The sequence below is a fragment of the Pseudomonas sp. p99-361 genome (genome assembly GCF_003935475.1).
GTDB classification, from domain to species: Bacteria; Pseudomonadota; Gammaproteobacteria; order Pseudomonadales; family Pseudomonadaceae; genus Aquipseudomonas; species Aquipseudomonas juntendi.
On sequence record NZ_RHQO01000007.1, the window covers coordinates 1 to 16,158 of the forward strand.

Genomic DNA, 16,158 nt, shown 5'->3' on the forward strand with positions numbered 1-16,158 from the left:
GGGCGGCGCTCGATCTCACAGGCGCTGAAGATGCTCCGGCTACCCTTGCCAGGAACCATAGAATCTCCCACAGGTACAGCGCAGGCCTCAAGAACTGCACGGTCTTGGTAGGAGCGGCCTTGTGTCGCGATGGGCTGCGCAGCAGCCCCAATCAGTGTGACATCACACACAAGTGAACAACATTACGGTAAACCGGCGCTTGAATGCGTTCTGCTCAGCGAATGCCGGACTGGCGCAGCGCCGCCGGTTGGAAATCGGCTTTGCTGGCACTGAAGCCGAAGTCATAAGCACGCTTCTCTTCGTTCTTCATACCTAGCGCCAGGTAACGACCAGACTGCAGGTCGTAGATGGCCTCCAGGGTGTACCACGGTACCTCGACATTGTAGTAAGGCTGGGCATGCGCCTCGGACACGCGCCACAGCTGGCCACGGCCATCGTACTGGTCGATCACTGCGGCCTGCCAGGTGTCTTCGTCGATGTAGAAGTCACGCTTGGCGTAGATGTGCCGCTGCCCCGGCTTCAGTGTGGCGACCACATGCCAGACACGGCGCAGCTCATAACGGGCCAGGTCCTGGTTGATGTGCCCGGCCTTGATGATGTCGGTGTACTTGAGCTTGGGGTCATCGAGCTTGAAGGCGTTGGAGGCGATGTACAGCTCCTTCTTGCCCTCCAGCTTCCAGTCATAGCGGTCTGGCGCGCCGTTGTACATGTCCAGGTTGTCCGACGTGCGCAGGCCATCAGCGGCGGTACCCGGGCCGTCGTACGACACCTGTGGCGCCTGGCGCACTCGGCGCTGGCCGGCGTTGTAGATCCAGGCCTTGCGCGGATCCTTGACCTGGTCGAGGGTTTCGTGCACCAGCAGTACGGTACCGGCCAGGCGCGCCGGGGCGGTAACTTCCTGCTTGAAGTAGAACAGGATGTTGCCCGGGTTGTTCGGGTCGTAATCCTTCATCTTGTCGCGGAAGACGAACTGGTCGGAAAAGTACACGGGGTTGAAGGAGCCGTTCTGTTGCGGGGTGGCCTGGGTAACCAGGCGGCTGACGCTGCCACCCCGGTAGCGGGTGATATGGTTCCAGATCACCTCCAGGCCGCTTTTCGGAATGGGGAACGGTATCGCGGTGCGGAAGTTGCTCAGGCCGTTGCCGCCTTCCACCAGGGTGGTCTTGGTGGCGTTCTCCTTGATGGCGGCGAACACGTCGGCAGGCACAGTGGAACCGCGGTGGGTCTTGAATACCGGGATCTTGAAGGTGTCCGGGTAACGCTTGAGCATGGCCATCTGGCCTGGCGAGAGCTTGTCCTTGTACTGCTCGGCGTTTTGCGCAGTGATGGTGAACAGTGGCTTCTCACTGCCGTACGGGTCGGACAGGAAGCCTTTGCCATCGACGCTGCCTGCGGTTTTCGACAAGGGCTGCCATGGGCCGATCGAACCATCGGCGTTACCGGCCTTTTCGGCGCCCATCGGGGTCAGCGTGCTACCCAGCTTGGCCGCCTCGTCGGCGGATACCGCAGCCATGACGCTGGTCGCCAGCAGGGACAGGCTCAGCACACCGGCTTGCAGCAGACTTCTGGTCTTGTTCATGTCGTGTTGTCCTGGATCTGTGGGCTTAGAAGTTCACGCCGAAGCTGAGGGCGACAAAGTCGCGGTCATCCACGGTGCTGTACTTGCCGTCGAAGAAGTTGGTGTACGACAGACTCGCCGTGTAGGTGTTCTGGTACTCGGCGTCCAGGCCCAGGCTGACTGCCTTGCGGCCTTCCTCGAAGTTGCCGCCAGGGCCTGGCGAATAGCCCGACACGTCGTGCGACCAGGCCACGCTCGGTTTCAGGTTGACCCCGGCGAACACGTCGTTGTAATCCCAGATCACGCGGGCGCGGTAGCCCCACGAAGTGCTGGTGGTGTAGCCGTCGTTCTCGCACTTGCGGTTCAGGTTGGCGGTGGAGGCACCCGCACCCGCGCCGGCGATGGTGCTGCTGTTGAGTGCCTGGCAGGTATCTGCGCCGCCGGTGGCGGGCAGCGGGCCTGGGCCGAATACCGGGTCACGGCCGTAACGGGTATCGTGCGCGTTCTCCAGGCCACCGACGTGGGTCACACCCAGCTCGCCGACCACGGTCATGCGGCTGGCGCCCATCACCTGGTCGAAGAAGTGCGTGAGGGTCGTCTGGAACTGAGTGATCTCCTTGCGACGGTAGCCATGCAGGTCCTGGCCAGGGGTGCCTGTCAGCAGCGAGGCGTTGCTCAATGCGCCACCAATCGGGCGAACCCCGGCAAACAGGATGTCCGTGGTATTGAGCTGCACCGGTGCGTTGGGCCGGTAGCTGATTTCGCCGCTCCAGGCGGTGCCAGTGGGCAATGTGGTGGAGAAGCTCAAGCCATACAGGCGAATGTCTTCCGGGTATTCGACGAAGTACTCGGAATTGCCGGCCACGATCAGCGGCGCCAGCGCCCGCAGTTGCGCAGGCAGCGCGCTGAGCCCTGCAAATACCGAAGGTGCGGCCCCTGTGGCGCTGAAGATTGGCGCACGGCTGTGGTAGTTCATGAAGTAGGCACCGAACTCGGTGTCCAGCGGCTCGAACATGTAGCGCATGGCCACACCGAACTGCCCGCTGTCACGCGCATCGCGGTCGGCACCACGCCGCACCATCACGCCCTCTTCGTTGATGTTCACGCCGCGCGTGGCAAGAAACTGCTGGGCGGCGCCCGGTACCGTGCGGCTGCTGTTAAGCACGCGTAGGTTGTCGGTACAGCCATCGGCGATGATGTCGGGTTGCGAGAAGAACGTGCCGCAGTTGTCGACGACCGTCTGGTCCCACTCCAGCTGATAGAAGGCCTCGGCCGACAGGTTGTCGGTCAGGCTCTGGGAGATGTAGAACATGTTGACCGGAATCAGGCCTTCCTTGATCTCGGCACCCGGGCGGCGGAACGCCGACACGTCGATGGGGTTGATCGCGTTGATGCCGCCACCGATGAAGGTACTTTCGCCCCAGCTGACCACCTGCTTGCCGAGGCGAACCGAGCCCGGCTGATCACCGATCGAGTAGTTGTGGTAGACGAAGGCGTCGAGCAGTTCGGCGCCGGACGATTTAGCCCCCTCCTTGCGGTTGGAATCGCTGATGTCCTTGAACTCGCGACCTTCGTCCTTCAGCTCGAAGTCATACCAGTACTTGCCGCGCACGAAAACGCCGGTATCACCGTACTTGAGCTCCAGGTCGTGGATACCCTTGAAGATCTTGGAGAAGGTTTCGCCCTTCTTGAAGTTCAGGTGACCGTCGTCGGAGGTCTGCGACAGGCCCTTGCCGCCGTTGTTCACCCCGATCAGGTTCCGGTTGGGGTTGGCGGTCGACCAGCTGGCGCCAATGGAGAGCGACGAGTCGAACTGGCCTTCGATTTCACCGATGTTGAAACTGACAGCGAAAGCAGGACTTGCGAGCGTGGAAGCGATGCTGACGGCCAAGGGCAGCTTGGCCCGGCGCCAGAACGGATTTGCAGATTTCATCGACGCTACTCCATGTACTTTATTGTTATGGCAGTGAGTCCTTTCAAGAACGGCCCGAGTGACCGGTTTGCAGGCTTGCGCCTGCGGCGGCACGGCTAGCGCGTGACGCCCTCCCCCATTCCTGAAAATCCCCTGGCCCCGACTATAGCCAGCAAGGCACAGGCGCTTGATCCCTCTAAAGTGTGATTTGCGCTCCGTGCCAACCACTCGTTGGGTTTTTTCCTTGATCGCGTGCTGGCAGTGCTCAAGGATGGCGCATTTTTACCATTTGGCAAGGCGCCAGCCGCTCTAGAACGCGGGTCGCGTTCTGTCGCACGCGACCCGCCCCGGGTTTACAGGGTGGACAGGAAGGCGCTGTTGCTAGCCTGCCACTGCACGATGTCCTGGCGTATGCGCTTCTTGTCCAGCTTGCCGACACTGGTCTTGGGAATTTCAGTAACAACGGCGATCTGGCTGGGAATCGCCCATTTGTTGATATGGCCTTGCTCGACGAACGGCTTGAGGTGGTCCTTCAGCGCTTTCGCATCGATCGCCATGCCCTCGCGCACCACCAGCAGGGCAAACGGGCGCTCGCCCCACTGCGGGTCGGCCACCCCCACCACCGCGACTTCGCGCACGGCCGGGTGGCGGCTGACCAGGTCTTCCAGGTCGAGTGACGACACCCACTCGCCACCGGTCTTGATCACATCCTTGATACGGTCGCGTATGTCGATGTAACCCATGTTGTCGAGGGTGGCGACGTCGCCGGTGTGCAGCCAGCCGCCCAGCCACAGCTCTTCGCTCTTTTCCGGCTCCTTGAAGTAACCCTGGGTCAGCCACGGTGCACGCAGCACCAGCTCGCCCTGGGTTTCGCCATCGGCGGGCAGGAAGTTGCCGTCGCCGTCGACAATCGCCGCCTCCACCAACGGTACCGGCACCCCGGCCTTGATACGGTAGGTGACGCGCTCATCCTCACTGCCGGCCTGCAACTCGTCGTTCAGGTGCGCGGCGGATATCAGCGGGCAGGTCTCGGACATGCCGTACGCTGCGGTCAGCTGGATGCCGCGGGCCAGCGCCGCCTGGTACAGCGACCGGTTCAGCGAGCTGCCGCCGATGATGATCTTCCAGCCGCCGAAGTCCTGGCCTTGGGCAGTCGGGCAGTTGAGCAGCATCTGCAGGATGGTCGGCACACAGTGGGAGAAGGTGACGTTCTCTTCACGCCACAGCCTGATCAGCATCTCGGGCTCGTAACGACCGGGATACACCTGCTTCATGCCGAGCATGGTGGCCGCGTAGGGAATGCCCCAGGCATGCACGTGGAACATCGGCGTGATCGGCATGTAGACGTCATCGCTGCCCAGCAGGCGCACGCTGTCGATACTGCCGGTGACCGAAGCCTCGGCCAGGGTGTGCAGCACCAGCTGCCGATGGGTGAAGTACACGCCCTTGGGGTTGCCGGTAGTGCCAGTGGTGTAGAACGTGGTCGCCACCGAGTTCTCGTCGAAGTCGGGGAAGTCGTAGCTCGGGCTGGCGGCGGCGAGCAGTTGTTCGTACTCACCCACCAGCCCGGGCAGGTCGGCGACCTGGGCCGGGCCATCGGTCAGCAGTACGGTCTTGTCGACAGTGGTCAACTGCCCGGCGATGGCCTGGTACAGGCCGACGAAGTCACTGTTGACCAGCACCACCCGGTCTTCGGCGTGGTTCATGGTGTAGAGGATCTGCTCGGGTGACAGGCGCACGTTGATGGTATGCACCACGGCGCCGATCATCGGGATGGCAAACATGCATTCCAGGTAGCGGTGGCTGTCCCAGTCCATGACCGCCACGGTGTCACCGGCCTTGACCCCGGCCTCGGTCAGCACGTTGGCCAGCCGGGCGATACGCTCGTTGAGCTGTGGGTAGGTCAGCCGCATCTGGTCGCGGTAGACGATTTCGCGGGTCTTCTCGTAGCGGCTGCCAGACATCAGCAGGCGCTTGATCAGTAATGGATAGGCATAGGCGCCCTCGGCGGGCTTGATGATGCGGGTCTGCAACATGGATATCCCTTTTCTTGGAAGCGGGCCGGAAAAGTCGGTGGGGAGCTGATCTGGGGAGTTACTGTAGTTCGCCAATGTGACGGCCAAATCAGCCGAAGGAATGATTTGCCTGGCCAAGGTATGAGCCGCGAGGCGTTGACGGGCGGCGAGGTTGAGCTGGACACTGCGCCGGGAGCCCACCACAAACCCACCCCTGCCCAGGAGATGTTCATGCCCAGCCCGCGTCGCGCCGTGTTTCTCGACCACCAGTCCCTGGACCTCGGCGACCTGGATCTGTCGCCCCTGCAGCAGCAGTTCGACCAGTTCGAGCTGTTCGCCGCCACCGCCCCGGAACAGGTCGCCGAGCGCCTGCAGGGCGCGGTAGCAGTGGTCAGCAACAAGGTTGTGCTCGACGCCGCCGTGCTGGCCGCAAACCCGCAATTGAAGCTGATTCTGGTGGCCGCCACCGGCACCAACAACGTCGACCTGGCCGCCGCCCGCGCCCAGGGCATCACGGTGTGCAACTGCCAGGGCTACGGCACGCCGTCTGTCGCCCAGCACACCCTCGCGCTGCTGCTGGCGCTGGCCACGCGGCTGTGCGACTACCACCAGGCGGTGGCAGAGGGGCAATGGGCCAAGGCCAACCAGTTCTGCCTGCTGGATTTCCCGATTGTCGAACTGCAGGGCAAAACCCTTGGCCTGCTTGGCCACGGTGAGTTGGGCGGCGCGGTGGCGCGGCTGGCCGAAGCGTTCGGCATGCGCGTACTGAGCGGGCTGATCCCCGGCCGCCCGCAGCGGGCCGACCGGCTGCCGCTGGAGGCGTTGTTGCCGCAGGTTGACGCGCTGACCCTGCACTGCCCCTTGAACGAGCACACCCGGCACATGCTGGGGGCGCGCGAGCTGGCCCTGCTCAAGCCTGGGGCGCTGGTGGTGAACACCGCGCGCGGCGGCCTGATCGATGAGCAGGCCCTGGCCGATGCGCTGCGCAGTGGCCACCTGGGCGGCGCTGCCACCGACGTATTGAGCGTGGAGCCGCCAGTCAACGGCAACCCGCTGCTCGAAGCCGGTATCCCGCGCCTGATCATCACCCCACACAGCGCCTGGGGCGCGGTGGAGGCGCGCCAGCGTATAGTCGGCCAGCTCAGCGAGAACGCCCAGGCCTTTTTCGCCGGGCAGCCACGCCGCGTGGTCAGCTGAGCCAGGCGCCGGGCTCTGCTACACTGCGCCACTTTTTTCCAGGAGGCGTCGTTCATGGACCCGCGCAGTGAAGTATTGCTCCGCCAGGCGGAGCTGTTCCAGGGCCCGCTGCTGCTCGCAGGCGCCCCCGCCGACGGCTTGCTCGGGCAGTTGCCCGAAGCCCGCGCCTGGTCGTGGCACGCCGGCGACCAGGCCGTGCTAGAAGGCCGCTTTGCGGGCCGCAGCCAGTATGGCGTAGAGCCCCCGGCGGGCGCGTTCGACAGCGCCGTGCTGTTCCTGCCCAAATCCCGCGAATTGGCCGCCTACCTGCTCAACGCCCTGGCTTCCCGCCTGGCGGGTCGCGCGCTGTACCTGGTCGGTGAAAAACGCGGTGGCATCGAGGGCGCGGCCAAGCTGTTGCAGGCTTTCGGCAAGCCGCGCAAGCTCGACAGCGCGCGGCATTGCCAGTTGTGGCAGGTGACGGTCGACCAGGCCCCGCAGGCGACACCGCTGCAGAGCCTGGCGCAGCGCTTTGAACTGGCCCTGGAAGACGGACCGCTGCAAGTGGTCAGCCTGCCCGGTGTGTTCAGCCACGGCCGCCTGGACCGCGGTACTGCGCTGCTGCTCAAGCACCTGGACAACCTGCCCAGCGGCCACATGCTGGACTTCGGTTGCGGTGCCGGGGTGCTGGGTGCCACAGTCAAGCGCCGTTACCCGCACAACCGGGTGACGTTGCTGGACGTGGATGCCTTCGCCGTGGCGGCCAGCCGTCTGACCCTGGCTGCAAACGGCCTGGAAGGTGAGGTGATCAGCGGTGATGGCATTGATGCAGCACCGCTCGACCTGAGCCTGATTCTTAGCAACCCGCCGTTCCATACCGGGGTGCACACCAATTACCAGGCCTCGGAAAACTTGCTGAGAAAATTGGCGGTTCATCTGCGAAAAGGGGGCGAAATGCGCTTGGTTGCCAATAGCTTCCTGCGCTACCAGCCGCTGATCGAAGGGGCGCTGGGCAACTGCCAGATACGCGACGAGGCGGAAGGCTTCCGAATCTACCAGGCCGTGCATGGCTGAAAACAGCGCTTGCCGAAAGCATTTTGCCAAGGCAGAATCCGCTCCGTCCTAGGGGAGTAGTCTCCCGCGAGCCCACCGCTCGCCCGGTACGCGTCAACATACTTGGTCCACAGACCATGGCGCGTGCGACCCCCATGCCCACGTGCATGGAGAGATCCGCATAGACGGATCCGGGGTTTGACAAGACCTATGACACGCACACCTTACCCGGGGCGGGAAGGCTGTACGTGTCATAGCCGTGTCGACCCGCCCCCGTAGGAATCCTGATGCTGGAATCTCTGTTGGTCCCCACCGCCATCGTTGCGCTCGCCGAAATCGGCGACAAGACGCAGCTGCTCGCACTCATTCTCGCCGCGCGCTTCCGCAAGCCCTGGCCGATCATTGCCGGCATCATCGCCGCCACCCTGGCCAACCATGCCGCAGCCGGTGCCGTAGGGGCGTGGGTCGGTAGCTTCTTCAGCGATTCGGCCCTGCACTGGATCCTGGCCGCGAGTTTCACCGCCACGGCGCTGTGGACCCTGGTACCGGACAAAATGGACGATGACGAGAACCCGGCGCGCCGCTTCGGCCCGTTCCTGACCACGCTGATTGCGTTCTTCCTCGCCGAAATCGGTGACAAGACCCAGGTCGCTACCGTGATGCTGGCGGCCCAATACCCGCACCTGATCATGGTCATCATCGGCACCACGCTGGGCATGCTGATTGCCAACGTACCCGTAGTGCTGGCGGGCAACTTTGCAGCCGACAAGCTGCCGCTGACGCTGATCCGTCGCCTGGCGGCCGCGGCGTTCTTCGTACTGGCGATCGTGGCCGTGTACTCGGCGATGAAGGCCAGTGGCTGGGTCGGGTAACCGGAAATGACGGGGGGGCGCCGTGCGCCCCCACGCTTCAAGCGATCATGGCTTGGCCGCGGCCTGATACAGCGGCATCACCTTGGGAACGGCCGCCTGCAGCGAGGCAATGCGGCTGGAAGATGCCGGGTGAGTGCTCATGAACTCGGGCGGGGCGCCTTCGGACGCCTTGCTCATCTTGTTCCACAAGGTGATTGCGGCGTTCGGGTCGTAGCCGGCACGGGCCGACAACTCCAGGCCGATCAGGTCGGCTTCGTTTTCGTTGGCCCGGCTGTTGGGCAGGGTCATCGCGTAGTTCACCACGGTGTCGGCCATGGCCATGCTGTTCTGGCCCAGGCCGAAGATGGCACCCGCCCCCTGGCGCGCCATTTCCACACCATAGGCCTTGGACATCGCCTCGCGGCTGTGCTCACGCAGGGCGTGGGCGATTTCGTGACCGACAACCGCGGCAATTTCTGCATCGGTGAGCTTGAGCTGATCGATCAGGCCGGTATACACGATGATCTTGCCGCCAGGGCCGCAGTTGGCGTTCAGTTCATCGCTCTTGATCACGTTGACTTGCCAGTCCCACTGCGCGGAATCCGGGCGGAACTTGGGGGCCTGGGCAATCAGCCGGCTGGCGATGGCCTGCACACGCTTGGCATCGGCACTGGACTTGTCGAGCACCCCCTTGCTGGAGGCTTCACCGAGGGTCTGCTGGTACGACTGGGCGTACATCTTGTTGACTTCATCGGTGGAGAGCATGCTGAACATGTACTGCTGGCGCTCGACGCCGACAGCACCGCCACTGGTGGTATTCACCGCCTGGCAGCCGCCCAGCACGATGCCAGCACTCAACAGGCTGACGACAAAAGACTTACGCATGAAAACACTCCCTTTTTTGCATGCGCCGTATCCTAGGCCGACTCGCCGGTAGCCGCCATAGCCGCAGGGAAGATTTTCATCACCAGCACCGGCCACCCATCAAAGCGGGGTAAGACACTCCGGCGCATCCAGCTTCGGGTCATTGACGAAATTCGCCAAGGCCCTTTCGCGCAGTGGCGCAGGCGGGCTGGCCAGCAGTTCGTGCAGGCGGGTAACCGGCGTATCCGGATCGAGCCAGGCAGCCTGGCCCGCATCGTCGAGGATCAGCGGCCGGCGCTGGTTCATGGCCGCCTGGGTCACCACCGCGCAACTCAGCCACACCTGGTCCTGCACGGGGTAGGCTTCCCATATGGCCGCAAAGTACAACGAGGCGCCCTCCCCCGGCGTCAGCCAATAAGGACGCTTGCGTACCGTGCCCCGCCACTCGTAAAAGCCGTTGGCCGGCATCAGGCAGCGGCGCTGGCGAAACGCCTCACGGAACATCGGTTGCTCGGCCAGGGTTTCGGCGCGGGCATGAGCGGGGGTGCGGGACAGGTCGGTGAGCCACGCCGGGGTCAGCCCCCAACGCGCCATGGCCAGTTGCTGCTGGCCGTCAAGCTGGCGCTGGATCAGCACCGATGCCCCAGGTGCGATATTCCATTGGGCCGGCTGGCCCGCGGGGAACCCCGGCAGACTGGCAAGGGCCTGGGGCCAGCGAAACAGGGCGTAACGTCCACACATGAGCGAATTCAGAACCTAGCAGATCAAGGTACCGGGGATACTCTCCGGTTCGTCGCCAACCAGTGGCTGGGCCTCATTGTACGCATCGATCAGCTGCCGTGCGTACTCGGCCTGCTCATCGGCGACCGCAAGCCCTAGCAACCCTTGCATGGGCAGCTCGCCGACTGCACCGATCAGGTCACGGCCCACCACCTGCACCGCGATGCCTTCACTGGCGAGCATCCCGGCCAGCATTTCGGCTTCAAGCAGGTTTTCCGGTTCGTAGATCCGCCGCATCATTCGTTCTCGCCGTAGACATCCAGCATCCATTCCTCGCCATGCACCTGCAGCACGAAACGAATCGGCCTGCAGCACACCTGGCAGTCCTCGATGTACTCCTGATCGCCACCGGACAGGTCCACCGTGGTTTCGACCTCTTCGCCGCAATAAGGGCAATCGTAGAACGCAGTTTCGAGCATCGCGGCCTCCGGGGTGACTTATGCGTATAATTGCTGGTCTGTTTACGGGGCCCGTGTGCGTCCGAGCCGTTTTTCGGAGCCTGCCCCTGTTTATTACCCTAGCCGTTTCCAACAAGAGAGCATGATGGGCGAATTCGATGCCATCCGACCCTACGACGACGCTGAGGTACCTGCGGTTCTGGCCCGCCTGCTCAGCGACCCGGCATTCCTCGATATCCTCACCCACTTCCGCTTCCCGCGGGCAGCCGGGGCTTTCGGCTGGCTGCTCAAACCGCTGATCGCCCGCCGCCTGCGCAAGGAATTCGCCGGTGTGACCTGCGTTTCCACCTTGCAGGACAAGGTCGAGTACTACGTTGACCAGACCATCGACCGCGCCACCGACGGCGTCAGCTATTCCGGTGTGGAGCAGTTGAAGGCAGGTACGGCCTACCTGTTCCTGGCCAACCACCGCGACATCGTGATGGACCCGGCCTTCGTCAACTATGCGGTGTACCACGCCGGCCTGCCCACGCCGCGCATCGCCATTGGCGACAACCTGCTGCAAAAGCCGTTCGTCAGCGACATGATGCGCCTGAACAAGAGTTTCATCGTGCACCGTTCGATCAGCGGGCGCCGTGAAAAGCTGGCGGCTTATCAGCTGCTCTCGGCCTACATCAACCACTCGATCCGCAACGACGCCACCTCGATCTGGATCGCCCAGGCCGAGGGCCGCGCCAAGGACGGTGACGACCGCACCGACTCGGCGATCCTCAAGATGTTCCACATGAGCCGCAAGGACGAGGCGTTTGGCGCCGTCATCCAGAGCCTGAACCTGACGCCGGTGTCGATCAGCTACGAGTACGACCCGTGCGACCAGGCCAAAGCCCGCGAGCTGTATATCCGCGCCACCACTGGCAGCTACCAGAAGGCCCCAGGGGAGGACGACAACAGCATTGCCAAGGGCATTACCGGCTACAAGGGCCGGGTGCACATCAACTTCGCGCCACCGGTGACCGAGTACTACGAGGATACCAAGCAGCTGGCCGCGGAGATCGACCGCCAGATCCTGGCTGGCTACCGCTTGTTCCCGGTGCATTACCTGGCCTACGCAATGTGGGAGGGTAAGGACGAAGCCCTGCAGGTACCTGGCGCCGAACAGGTGTTCCCGGCCGACGAACTGGCCAAGGCCAAGGAAGAATGGCAACGTCGGCTGGCGGCCTGCCCTGAAGAGCAGCGGCCGTACCTGGTGTTGCAGTATGCGACACCGGTGCGCAACCAGTACCAGGTCAGGCAGCAGGCGCCGGTTGCCTGACCGATTGCGGGGCTGCCTTGCAGCCCCGCAATCTCAAACCCAAGTGCTGAGCCAGGACAGCAGCAGCGCCATGGCCAGGCAAGCGAAGCCCAGAATGTAGAAGTACTTGGGCACCCGCAGGTCGAAGGCATCCACTACCCCCTCCTCAAACGCCAGGCTCTCGCGGGTTTCGGCCGCGCGCCGCCGCGCGCTTTGCAGCAGCAACCCGCCCGGGCAGGTCAGCAGCAGCGCCAGCACATTGATCAACTTGGTGGGATGGGCGGCCAGAAAACCCCAAAGCACTTGCAAGGACATCACGCAACCTCGGTGTAAGCGACGGCGAAGGCCCGCATTCTACGCAACTCGCCCTTCGCTGCCCGGCATTGGCGACAAACTGTCATTTAATTTCATCTGTCATCGGCTCGTCATCTGAGCAGGCCACCCTGTCGACCTTCCCAAGAGCCGGAGCTATTTCATGCTGCACGCCGAAAACCAGGACCGCCTTTACCTCGTTGCCCAAAGCGAGGAGCAACAGGCGCTGATCGATGGTTTTGCCATCAATGTGCAAGACCGCCAGTGGCTGGTCTACTGCGCGCTGGGCGGGCATGTGCATGCAGACCTGCCGGAGGTGGACGCCGGCACTGGCTTCAGCCTGCTGGATTTCCACATAGAGGCGGCGTGAACCTGCGCCGGCCACCCCACCGGCAAGCGTTGGCGAGGCACAAAAAACCCGCTGCCTGGCGACCAGGCAGCGGGTTTTCAGCAGCGCAGAGGGCTTACTGGGCCAGGATCTGGCCAATGCTCGGGTCTTTGAACATGCGGGTCAGCGCATCGCTCAGAACGTCGCCTACCAACTGGGTGTTGGTGTCCTGGTTCGGTGCCATGCCGAAGCGCTGGTCGAGCGACGCACCGTAACGGCCGCTGTAGCTGCGGCCGCCATTCTTCACGTCGGCACGGAAGGTGGCACCGATCGTGGCTTCGGTCACGTACAGGTTGTCTTTGGGCGACTGGTACTTCAGCTCGGCCAGGGTCACGGTCAACTGCGGCGCGTTGTAGGCGTTGGCCGTAGGCGTGAAGCCGAGCAGGCGTACAGCCGCTTCAGCCTGGGCCTGCAGCTTGGGCACCACGTCGTTGCCACTGACGCTGATGGTGCTGGTTTCAGGGTACATGCCACCACGGGTACCCAGCGACTGCGATGGGCGACCGTCAACCACCCGGACCACCACCGGCTGGCCATGACCGACCGGCGCGAGTTGGGCCTTGAGCGTGGGTTGCGGGTTGAGTTGTTGCGGGCTGTGGGCACAACCGACCAGGCTGAGGCTGGCCACGGCAAGCAAACCGAACAACAGACGTTGCAACATGCGCGTTTCTCCAGAAAATGCGGCTAAGGCGCACAGTATACCCAGCCCCGCATCGGCCAGTCATCGGTCCCAGCCCGCTTGTGACAATGCTTTCATGCACTGCCCGGGCCTGTACTTTGCGCCCGCGCAAGCCGGCATTGGCAGCCGCGCATGCGCCTGGCCTGACAAACGCTGCAATAAAAACCACGAATGGCGACATTTCTGCCCGCGACATCGTTATAATCTCCCCCCGATTATAAGGACGTCTCCTGATCGGGCCCCGCACTCGCCGATTGACCCCGGCAACTTCAACGCTTCGCCCACAGAGAGCCTTCCACTCAGGTCTTGCATCGGCTGTCGTGCCTGCTTTTCCGGCCCTTCACGCTGCATGAACCTGCGGGTTGCCATCGCGCAGTCCCTTTTTGAGGTTCACGTCTCCAAAAGAGCGTGAAAAAACGGTTTTCACAACTTCACAAGAGTGTGGCGAGCAAATGAACAGTCTGGCATGTGTAAAAGCGGCAGATGTGTCCCGAACAGCCCTGAACAGGCGGCAAATGCGCTCATCCTGCATGAGTGCCTGACCCGCTCCATAACGCACGCACGACACCTTGACCATAAGTCGAATTGCCGCAGCCCTGGCAAACGGCGTTCAATACCTGAACCCGAAGACTGGTTGGCGGTGTCCGCGGAAGTTGCAAGAACTGCGAAAAGCCGGACATGGCGACCCTGGCAACCCCAGGTCCTATGCTGTCAATTAGGTAGCTGTAGATTGTGGAGACGCGTTAAATGGCGCAGAACGAATCGGTTGATGTGGTACTGGTAGGCGCGGGCATCATGAGTGCCACCCTGGCCGTACTGCTCAAGGAGCTTGACCCGACCCTGAAGCTTGAGGTCGTCGAGGCGATGGACTCCGGAGCCGCGGAAAGCTCCAACCCCTGGAACAACGCAGGCACCGGCCACGCCGGCCTGTGCGAGCTGAACTACACGCCGCAGGCCGCCGATGGCAGCATCGACATCAAGAAGGCCGTGCACATCAACACCCAGTTCGAGGTTTCGCGCCAGTTCTGGGCCTACCTGAGCAAGAAGGACAACTTCGGCTCGGCGCGTGCGTTCATCAACCCTGTCCCGCACCTGAGCTACGTCGAGGGTGACAAGGGTGTTGCCTTCCTCAAGAAGCGCTTCGAGCTGCTCAAGCAGCACCATGCCTTCTCCGAGATGGAGTACACCGAAGACAAGGCCGTGATGAACGACTGGATGCCGCTGATGATGCCTGGCCGCCCTGCCGACCAGCACATCGCCGCGACCCGCGTGGCCAAAGGCACCGACGTCAACTTCGGCGCCCTGACCCTGAAGCTGCTGAAGCTGCTGGGTGACGCGCCGCACGCGCAGGTCAAATACAGCAAGAAGGTCGTCGGCCTGCGCCGTAACGGCAGCGGTTGGACCGTCAGCATCAAGGACGTCAACAGCGGCGGCAGCCGTGAAGTGGACGCCCGCTTCGTGTTCCTGGGCGCCGGCGGCGCGGCCCTGCCGCTGCTGCAGATGTCCGGCATCCCGGAGAGCAAAGGTTTTGGCGGCTTCCCGGTCAGCGGCCAGTGGCTGCGCTGCGACAACCCGGAAATCGTCAAGCAGCACCAGGCCAAGGTTTACAGCCAGGCCGCCGTGGGTGCGCCACCGATGTCGGTACCGCACCTGGACACCCGGGTTGTAGACGGCAAGACTTCGCTGCTGTTCGGTCCTTATGCCGGCTTTACCACCAAGTTCCTGAAGCACGGTTCGCTGATGGACCTGCCGCTGTCGGTGCGCATGGGCAATATCGGCCCGATGCTGGCCGTGGCCCGCGACAACATGGACCTGACCAAGTACCTGGTCAGCGAAGTGATGCAGTCGATGGAACAGCGCCTGGAAGCCCTGCGGCGCTTCTACCCGCAGGCCAAGGCCGAAGACTGGCGCCTGGAAGTCGCAGGTCAGCGCGTGCAGATCATCAAGAAAGACCCGAAGAAAGGCGGCGTGCTGCAATTCGGCACCGAGCTGGTCTCGGCGCAGGACGGCAGCCTGGCTGCACTGCTCGGCGCCTCGCCAGGTGCCTCGGTGACCGTTTCGATCATGCTGGAACTGATCGAGCGTTGCTTCCCTGAGCAGGCCAAAGGGGCCTGGGCCGACAAACTCAAGGAAATCTTCCCCGCACGCGAGAAGACCCTGGCGACCGATGCGGCCCTGTACCGCAAGATCAGTGCAGATAACGACGCGGCACTGGACTTGGTGGAAAGCAGCCCGGCAGCCAAGCATTACGCCTGACTGGCCCGGTAACGAAAAAACGCCCTTCGGGGTAATGCCAGTCAGTTAAGTAAATGGGGGCCGCTTTGCGGCCCTTCGCGGGCACGCCCGCTCCCACAGGGGTCGCGCATTTCTTGAGTGCAGCGCCAAACGTGTGGGAGCGGGCGCGCCTGCGAAGGGCTGCAAAGCAGCCCCACTAACGCTTAAAGGACAGGCATCACCCTTCGGGGCGTTTTTTTGCCTGCGTGTTGGTCAGCCTGGGCCGCGAGGAGGCGGCACAGGCCAACGATCAACCACGGGCCTGGGCGATGATCTCGATGTATTCCTGCGCATTGCGCTGGTCGGCGATCTGCTCGACGAAGGTTTTGCCGTGTTCGTCCTTGCCATCCAGGTCCAGGCCGGCTTCGACGAAGAACCCGACAAAACGCTGGAAGTCGTCCACACGCAGGCCGCGGTAAGCTTTCACCAGTTTGTGCAGCGAGGGTGAGGTGACGCCATCGGCCGGCTCGAACTGAAGGAACGACTTGATGTAGTCGTCGCTGATTTCGTCACCGATTACCTGTTTCTTGTCTTTACGCATTGCCGGCTCCATCTGGACCATCACGGAATTTCGAAGGCCGGCAGTTTACCCCCCGCAGGCCGCGCG

Annotated in this window: 16 protein-coding genes and 1 riboswitch; of the genes, 6 read left to right on the top strand and 10 right to left on the bottom strand. The window is 63.1% G+C overall.

All coding sequences use genetic code 11. From position 1 onward, the window contains the following. Nucleotides 1–214: 214 nt before the first annotated feature. The 3 genes from EGJ22_RS04965 to EGJ22_RS04980 form a co-directional block, all read right to left on the bottom strand. Nucleotides 215–1,579 (bottom strand): DUF1329 domain-containing protein, encoded by a 1,365-nt coding sequence (locus tag EGJ22_RS04965; protein WP_009682932.1) that lies wholly within the window; start codon nt 1,577–1,579, stop codon nt 215–217. A gap of 25 nt (nt 1,580–1,604) precedes the next feature. After that, on the bottom strand, nt 1,605–3,491 hold the full coding sequence (locus EGJ22_RS04970) for a DUF1302 domain-containing protein (protein ID WP_009682933.1): 1,887 nt from the start codon (nt 3,489–3,491) through the stop codon (nt 1,605–1,607). Between the two features lie 332 nt (nt 3,492–3,823). Then, a complete protein-coding gene (locus EGJ22_RS04980; RefSeq protein ID WP_009682934.1) occupies nt 3,824–5,506 on the bottom strand; it encodes a fatty acid--CoA ligase in 1,683 nt (560 codons plus the stop codon). Between the two features lie 210 nt (nt 5,507–5,716). On the opposite strand from EGJ22_RS04980, the gene EGJ22_RS04985 reads away from it, so the two are divergent. The 3 genes from EGJ22_RS04985 to EGJ22_RS04995 all read left to right on the top strand — a co-directional run bounded on the left by EGJ22_RS04985 (nt 5,717) and on the right by EGJ22_RS04995 (nt 8,586). After that, nucleotides 5,717–6,682: a 2-hydroxyacid dehydrogenase gene (locus EGJ22_RS04985; protein ID WP_029887160.1), complete on the top strand. Its 966-nt coding sequence runs from the start codon at nt 5,717–5,719 to the stop codon at nt 6,680–6,682. A gap of 54 nt (nt 6,683–6,736) precedes the next feature. Next, nucleotides 6,737–7,735 carry a class I SAM-dependent methyltransferase gene (locus EGJ22_RS04990; RefSeq protein ID WP_009682937.1) on the top strand — a complete coding sequence of 333 codons (999 nt, stop codon included), beginning with the start codon at nt 6,737–6,739 and terminating at the stop codon, nt 7,733–7,735. A 39-nt stretch (nt 7,736–7,774) separates the two neighbouring features. Further along, nucleotides 7,775–7,913, top strand: a riboswitch (yybP-ykoY riboswitch). A gap of 88 nt (nt 7,914–8,001) precedes the next feature. Next, a complete protein-coding gene (locus tag EGJ22_RS04995) occupies nt 8,002–8,586 on the top strand; it encodes a TMEM165/GDT1 family protein (protein WP_009682938.1) in 585 nt (194 codons plus the stop codon). A gap of 45 nt (nt 8,587–8,631) precedes the next feature. On the opposite strand, the gene EGJ22_RS05000 is transcribed toward EGJ22_RS04995, so the two are convergent. The 4 genes from EGJ22_RS05000 to EGJ22_RS05015 form a co-directional block, all read right to left on the bottom strand. Next, on the bottom strand, nt 8,632–9,450 hold the full coding sequence (locus tag EGJ22_RS05000; protein ID WP_009682939.1) for a M48 family metallopeptidase: 819 nt from the start codon (nt 9,448–9,450) through the stop codon (nt 8,632–8,634). A 99-nt stretch (nt 9,451–9,549) separates the two neighbouring features. Then, a complete protein-coding gene (locus EGJ22_RS05005; RefSeq protein WP_029887159.1) occupies nt 9,550–10,170 on the bottom strand; it encodes an SOS response-associated peptidase in 621 nt (206 codons plus the stop codon). A 15-nt stretch (nt 10,171–10,185) separates the two neighbouring features. Further along, nucleotides 10,186–10,446 (bottom strand): putative signal transducing protein, encoded by a 261-nt coding sequence (locus EGJ22_RS05010; RefSeq protein WP_029887158.1) that lies wholly within the window; start codon nt 10,444–10,446, stop codon nt 10,186–10,188. Continuing rightward, nucleotides 10,446–10,628, bottom strand: a complete 183-nt coding sequence (locus tag EGJ22_RS05015) for a CPXCG motif-containing cysteine-rich protein (RefSeq protein WP_009682943.1) — start codon at nt 10,626–10,628, stop codon at nt 10,446–10,448. Before EGJ22_RS05015 ends, EGJ22_RS05010 begins: the two co-directional genes overlap by 1 nt. A gap of 124 nt (nt 10,629–10,752) precedes the next feature. Here EGJ22_RS05015 and EGJ22_RS05020 point away from each other — a divergent pair, with 124 nt between their 5' ends. Continuing rightward, on the top strand, nt 10,753–11,919 hold the full coding sequence (locus EGJ22_RS05020) for a 1-acyl-sn-glycerol-3-phosphate acyltransferase (protein WP_029887157.1): 1,167 nt from the start codon (nt 10,753–10,755) through the stop codon (nt 11,917–11,919). A 33-nt stretch (nt 11,920–11,952) separates the two neighbouring features. On the opposite strand, the gene EGJ22_RS05025 is transcribed toward EGJ22_RS05020, so the two are convergent. Continuing rightward, nucleotides 11,953–12,213 (bottom strand): hypothetical protein, encoded by a 261-nt coding sequence (locus EGJ22_RS05025; protein WP_009682945.1) that lies wholly within the window; start codon nt 12,211–12,213, stop codon nt 11,953–11,955. A 160-nt stretch (nt 12,214–12,373) separates the two neighbouring features. Here EGJ22_RS05025 and EGJ22_RS05030 point away from each other — a divergent pair, with 160 nt between their 5' ends. Then, nucleotides 12,374–12,580, top strand: coding sequence for a hypothetical protein (locus tag EGJ22_RS05030; protein WP_009682946.1), 207 nt, complete (start codon nt 12,374–12,376; stop codon nt 12,578–12,580). 94 nt (nt 12,581–12,674) lie between these two features. On the opposite strand, the gene EGJ22_RS05035 is transcribed toward EGJ22_RS05030, so the two are convergent. After that, on the bottom strand, nt 12,675–13,259 hold the full coding sequence (locus EGJ22_RS05035; RefSeq protein ID WP_029886852.1) for a YajG family lipoprotein: 585 nt from the start codon (nt 13,257–13,259) through the stop codon (nt 12,675–12,677). A gap of 765 nt (nt 13,260–14,024) precedes the next feature. Between EGJ22_RS05035 and mqo the strand changes: the two genes are divergently transcribed. Further along, on the top strand, nt 14,025–15,533 hold the full coding sequence (gene mqo, locus EGJ22_RS05040) for a malate dehydrogenase (quinone) (protein ID WP_009682949.1): 1,509 nt from the start codon (nt 14,025–14,027) through the stop codon (nt 15,531–15,533). A gap of 268 nt (nt 15,534–15,801) precedes the next feature. Here mqo and EGJ22_RS05050 read toward each other — a convergent pair whose 3' ends face one another. Further along, a complete protein-coding gene (locus EGJ22_RS05050) occupies nt 15,802–16,092 on the bottom strand; it encodes a PA4642 family protein (protein WP_009682950.1) in 291 nt (96 codons plus the stop codon). Between the last annotated feature and the right edge of the window lie 66 nt (nt 16,093–16,158).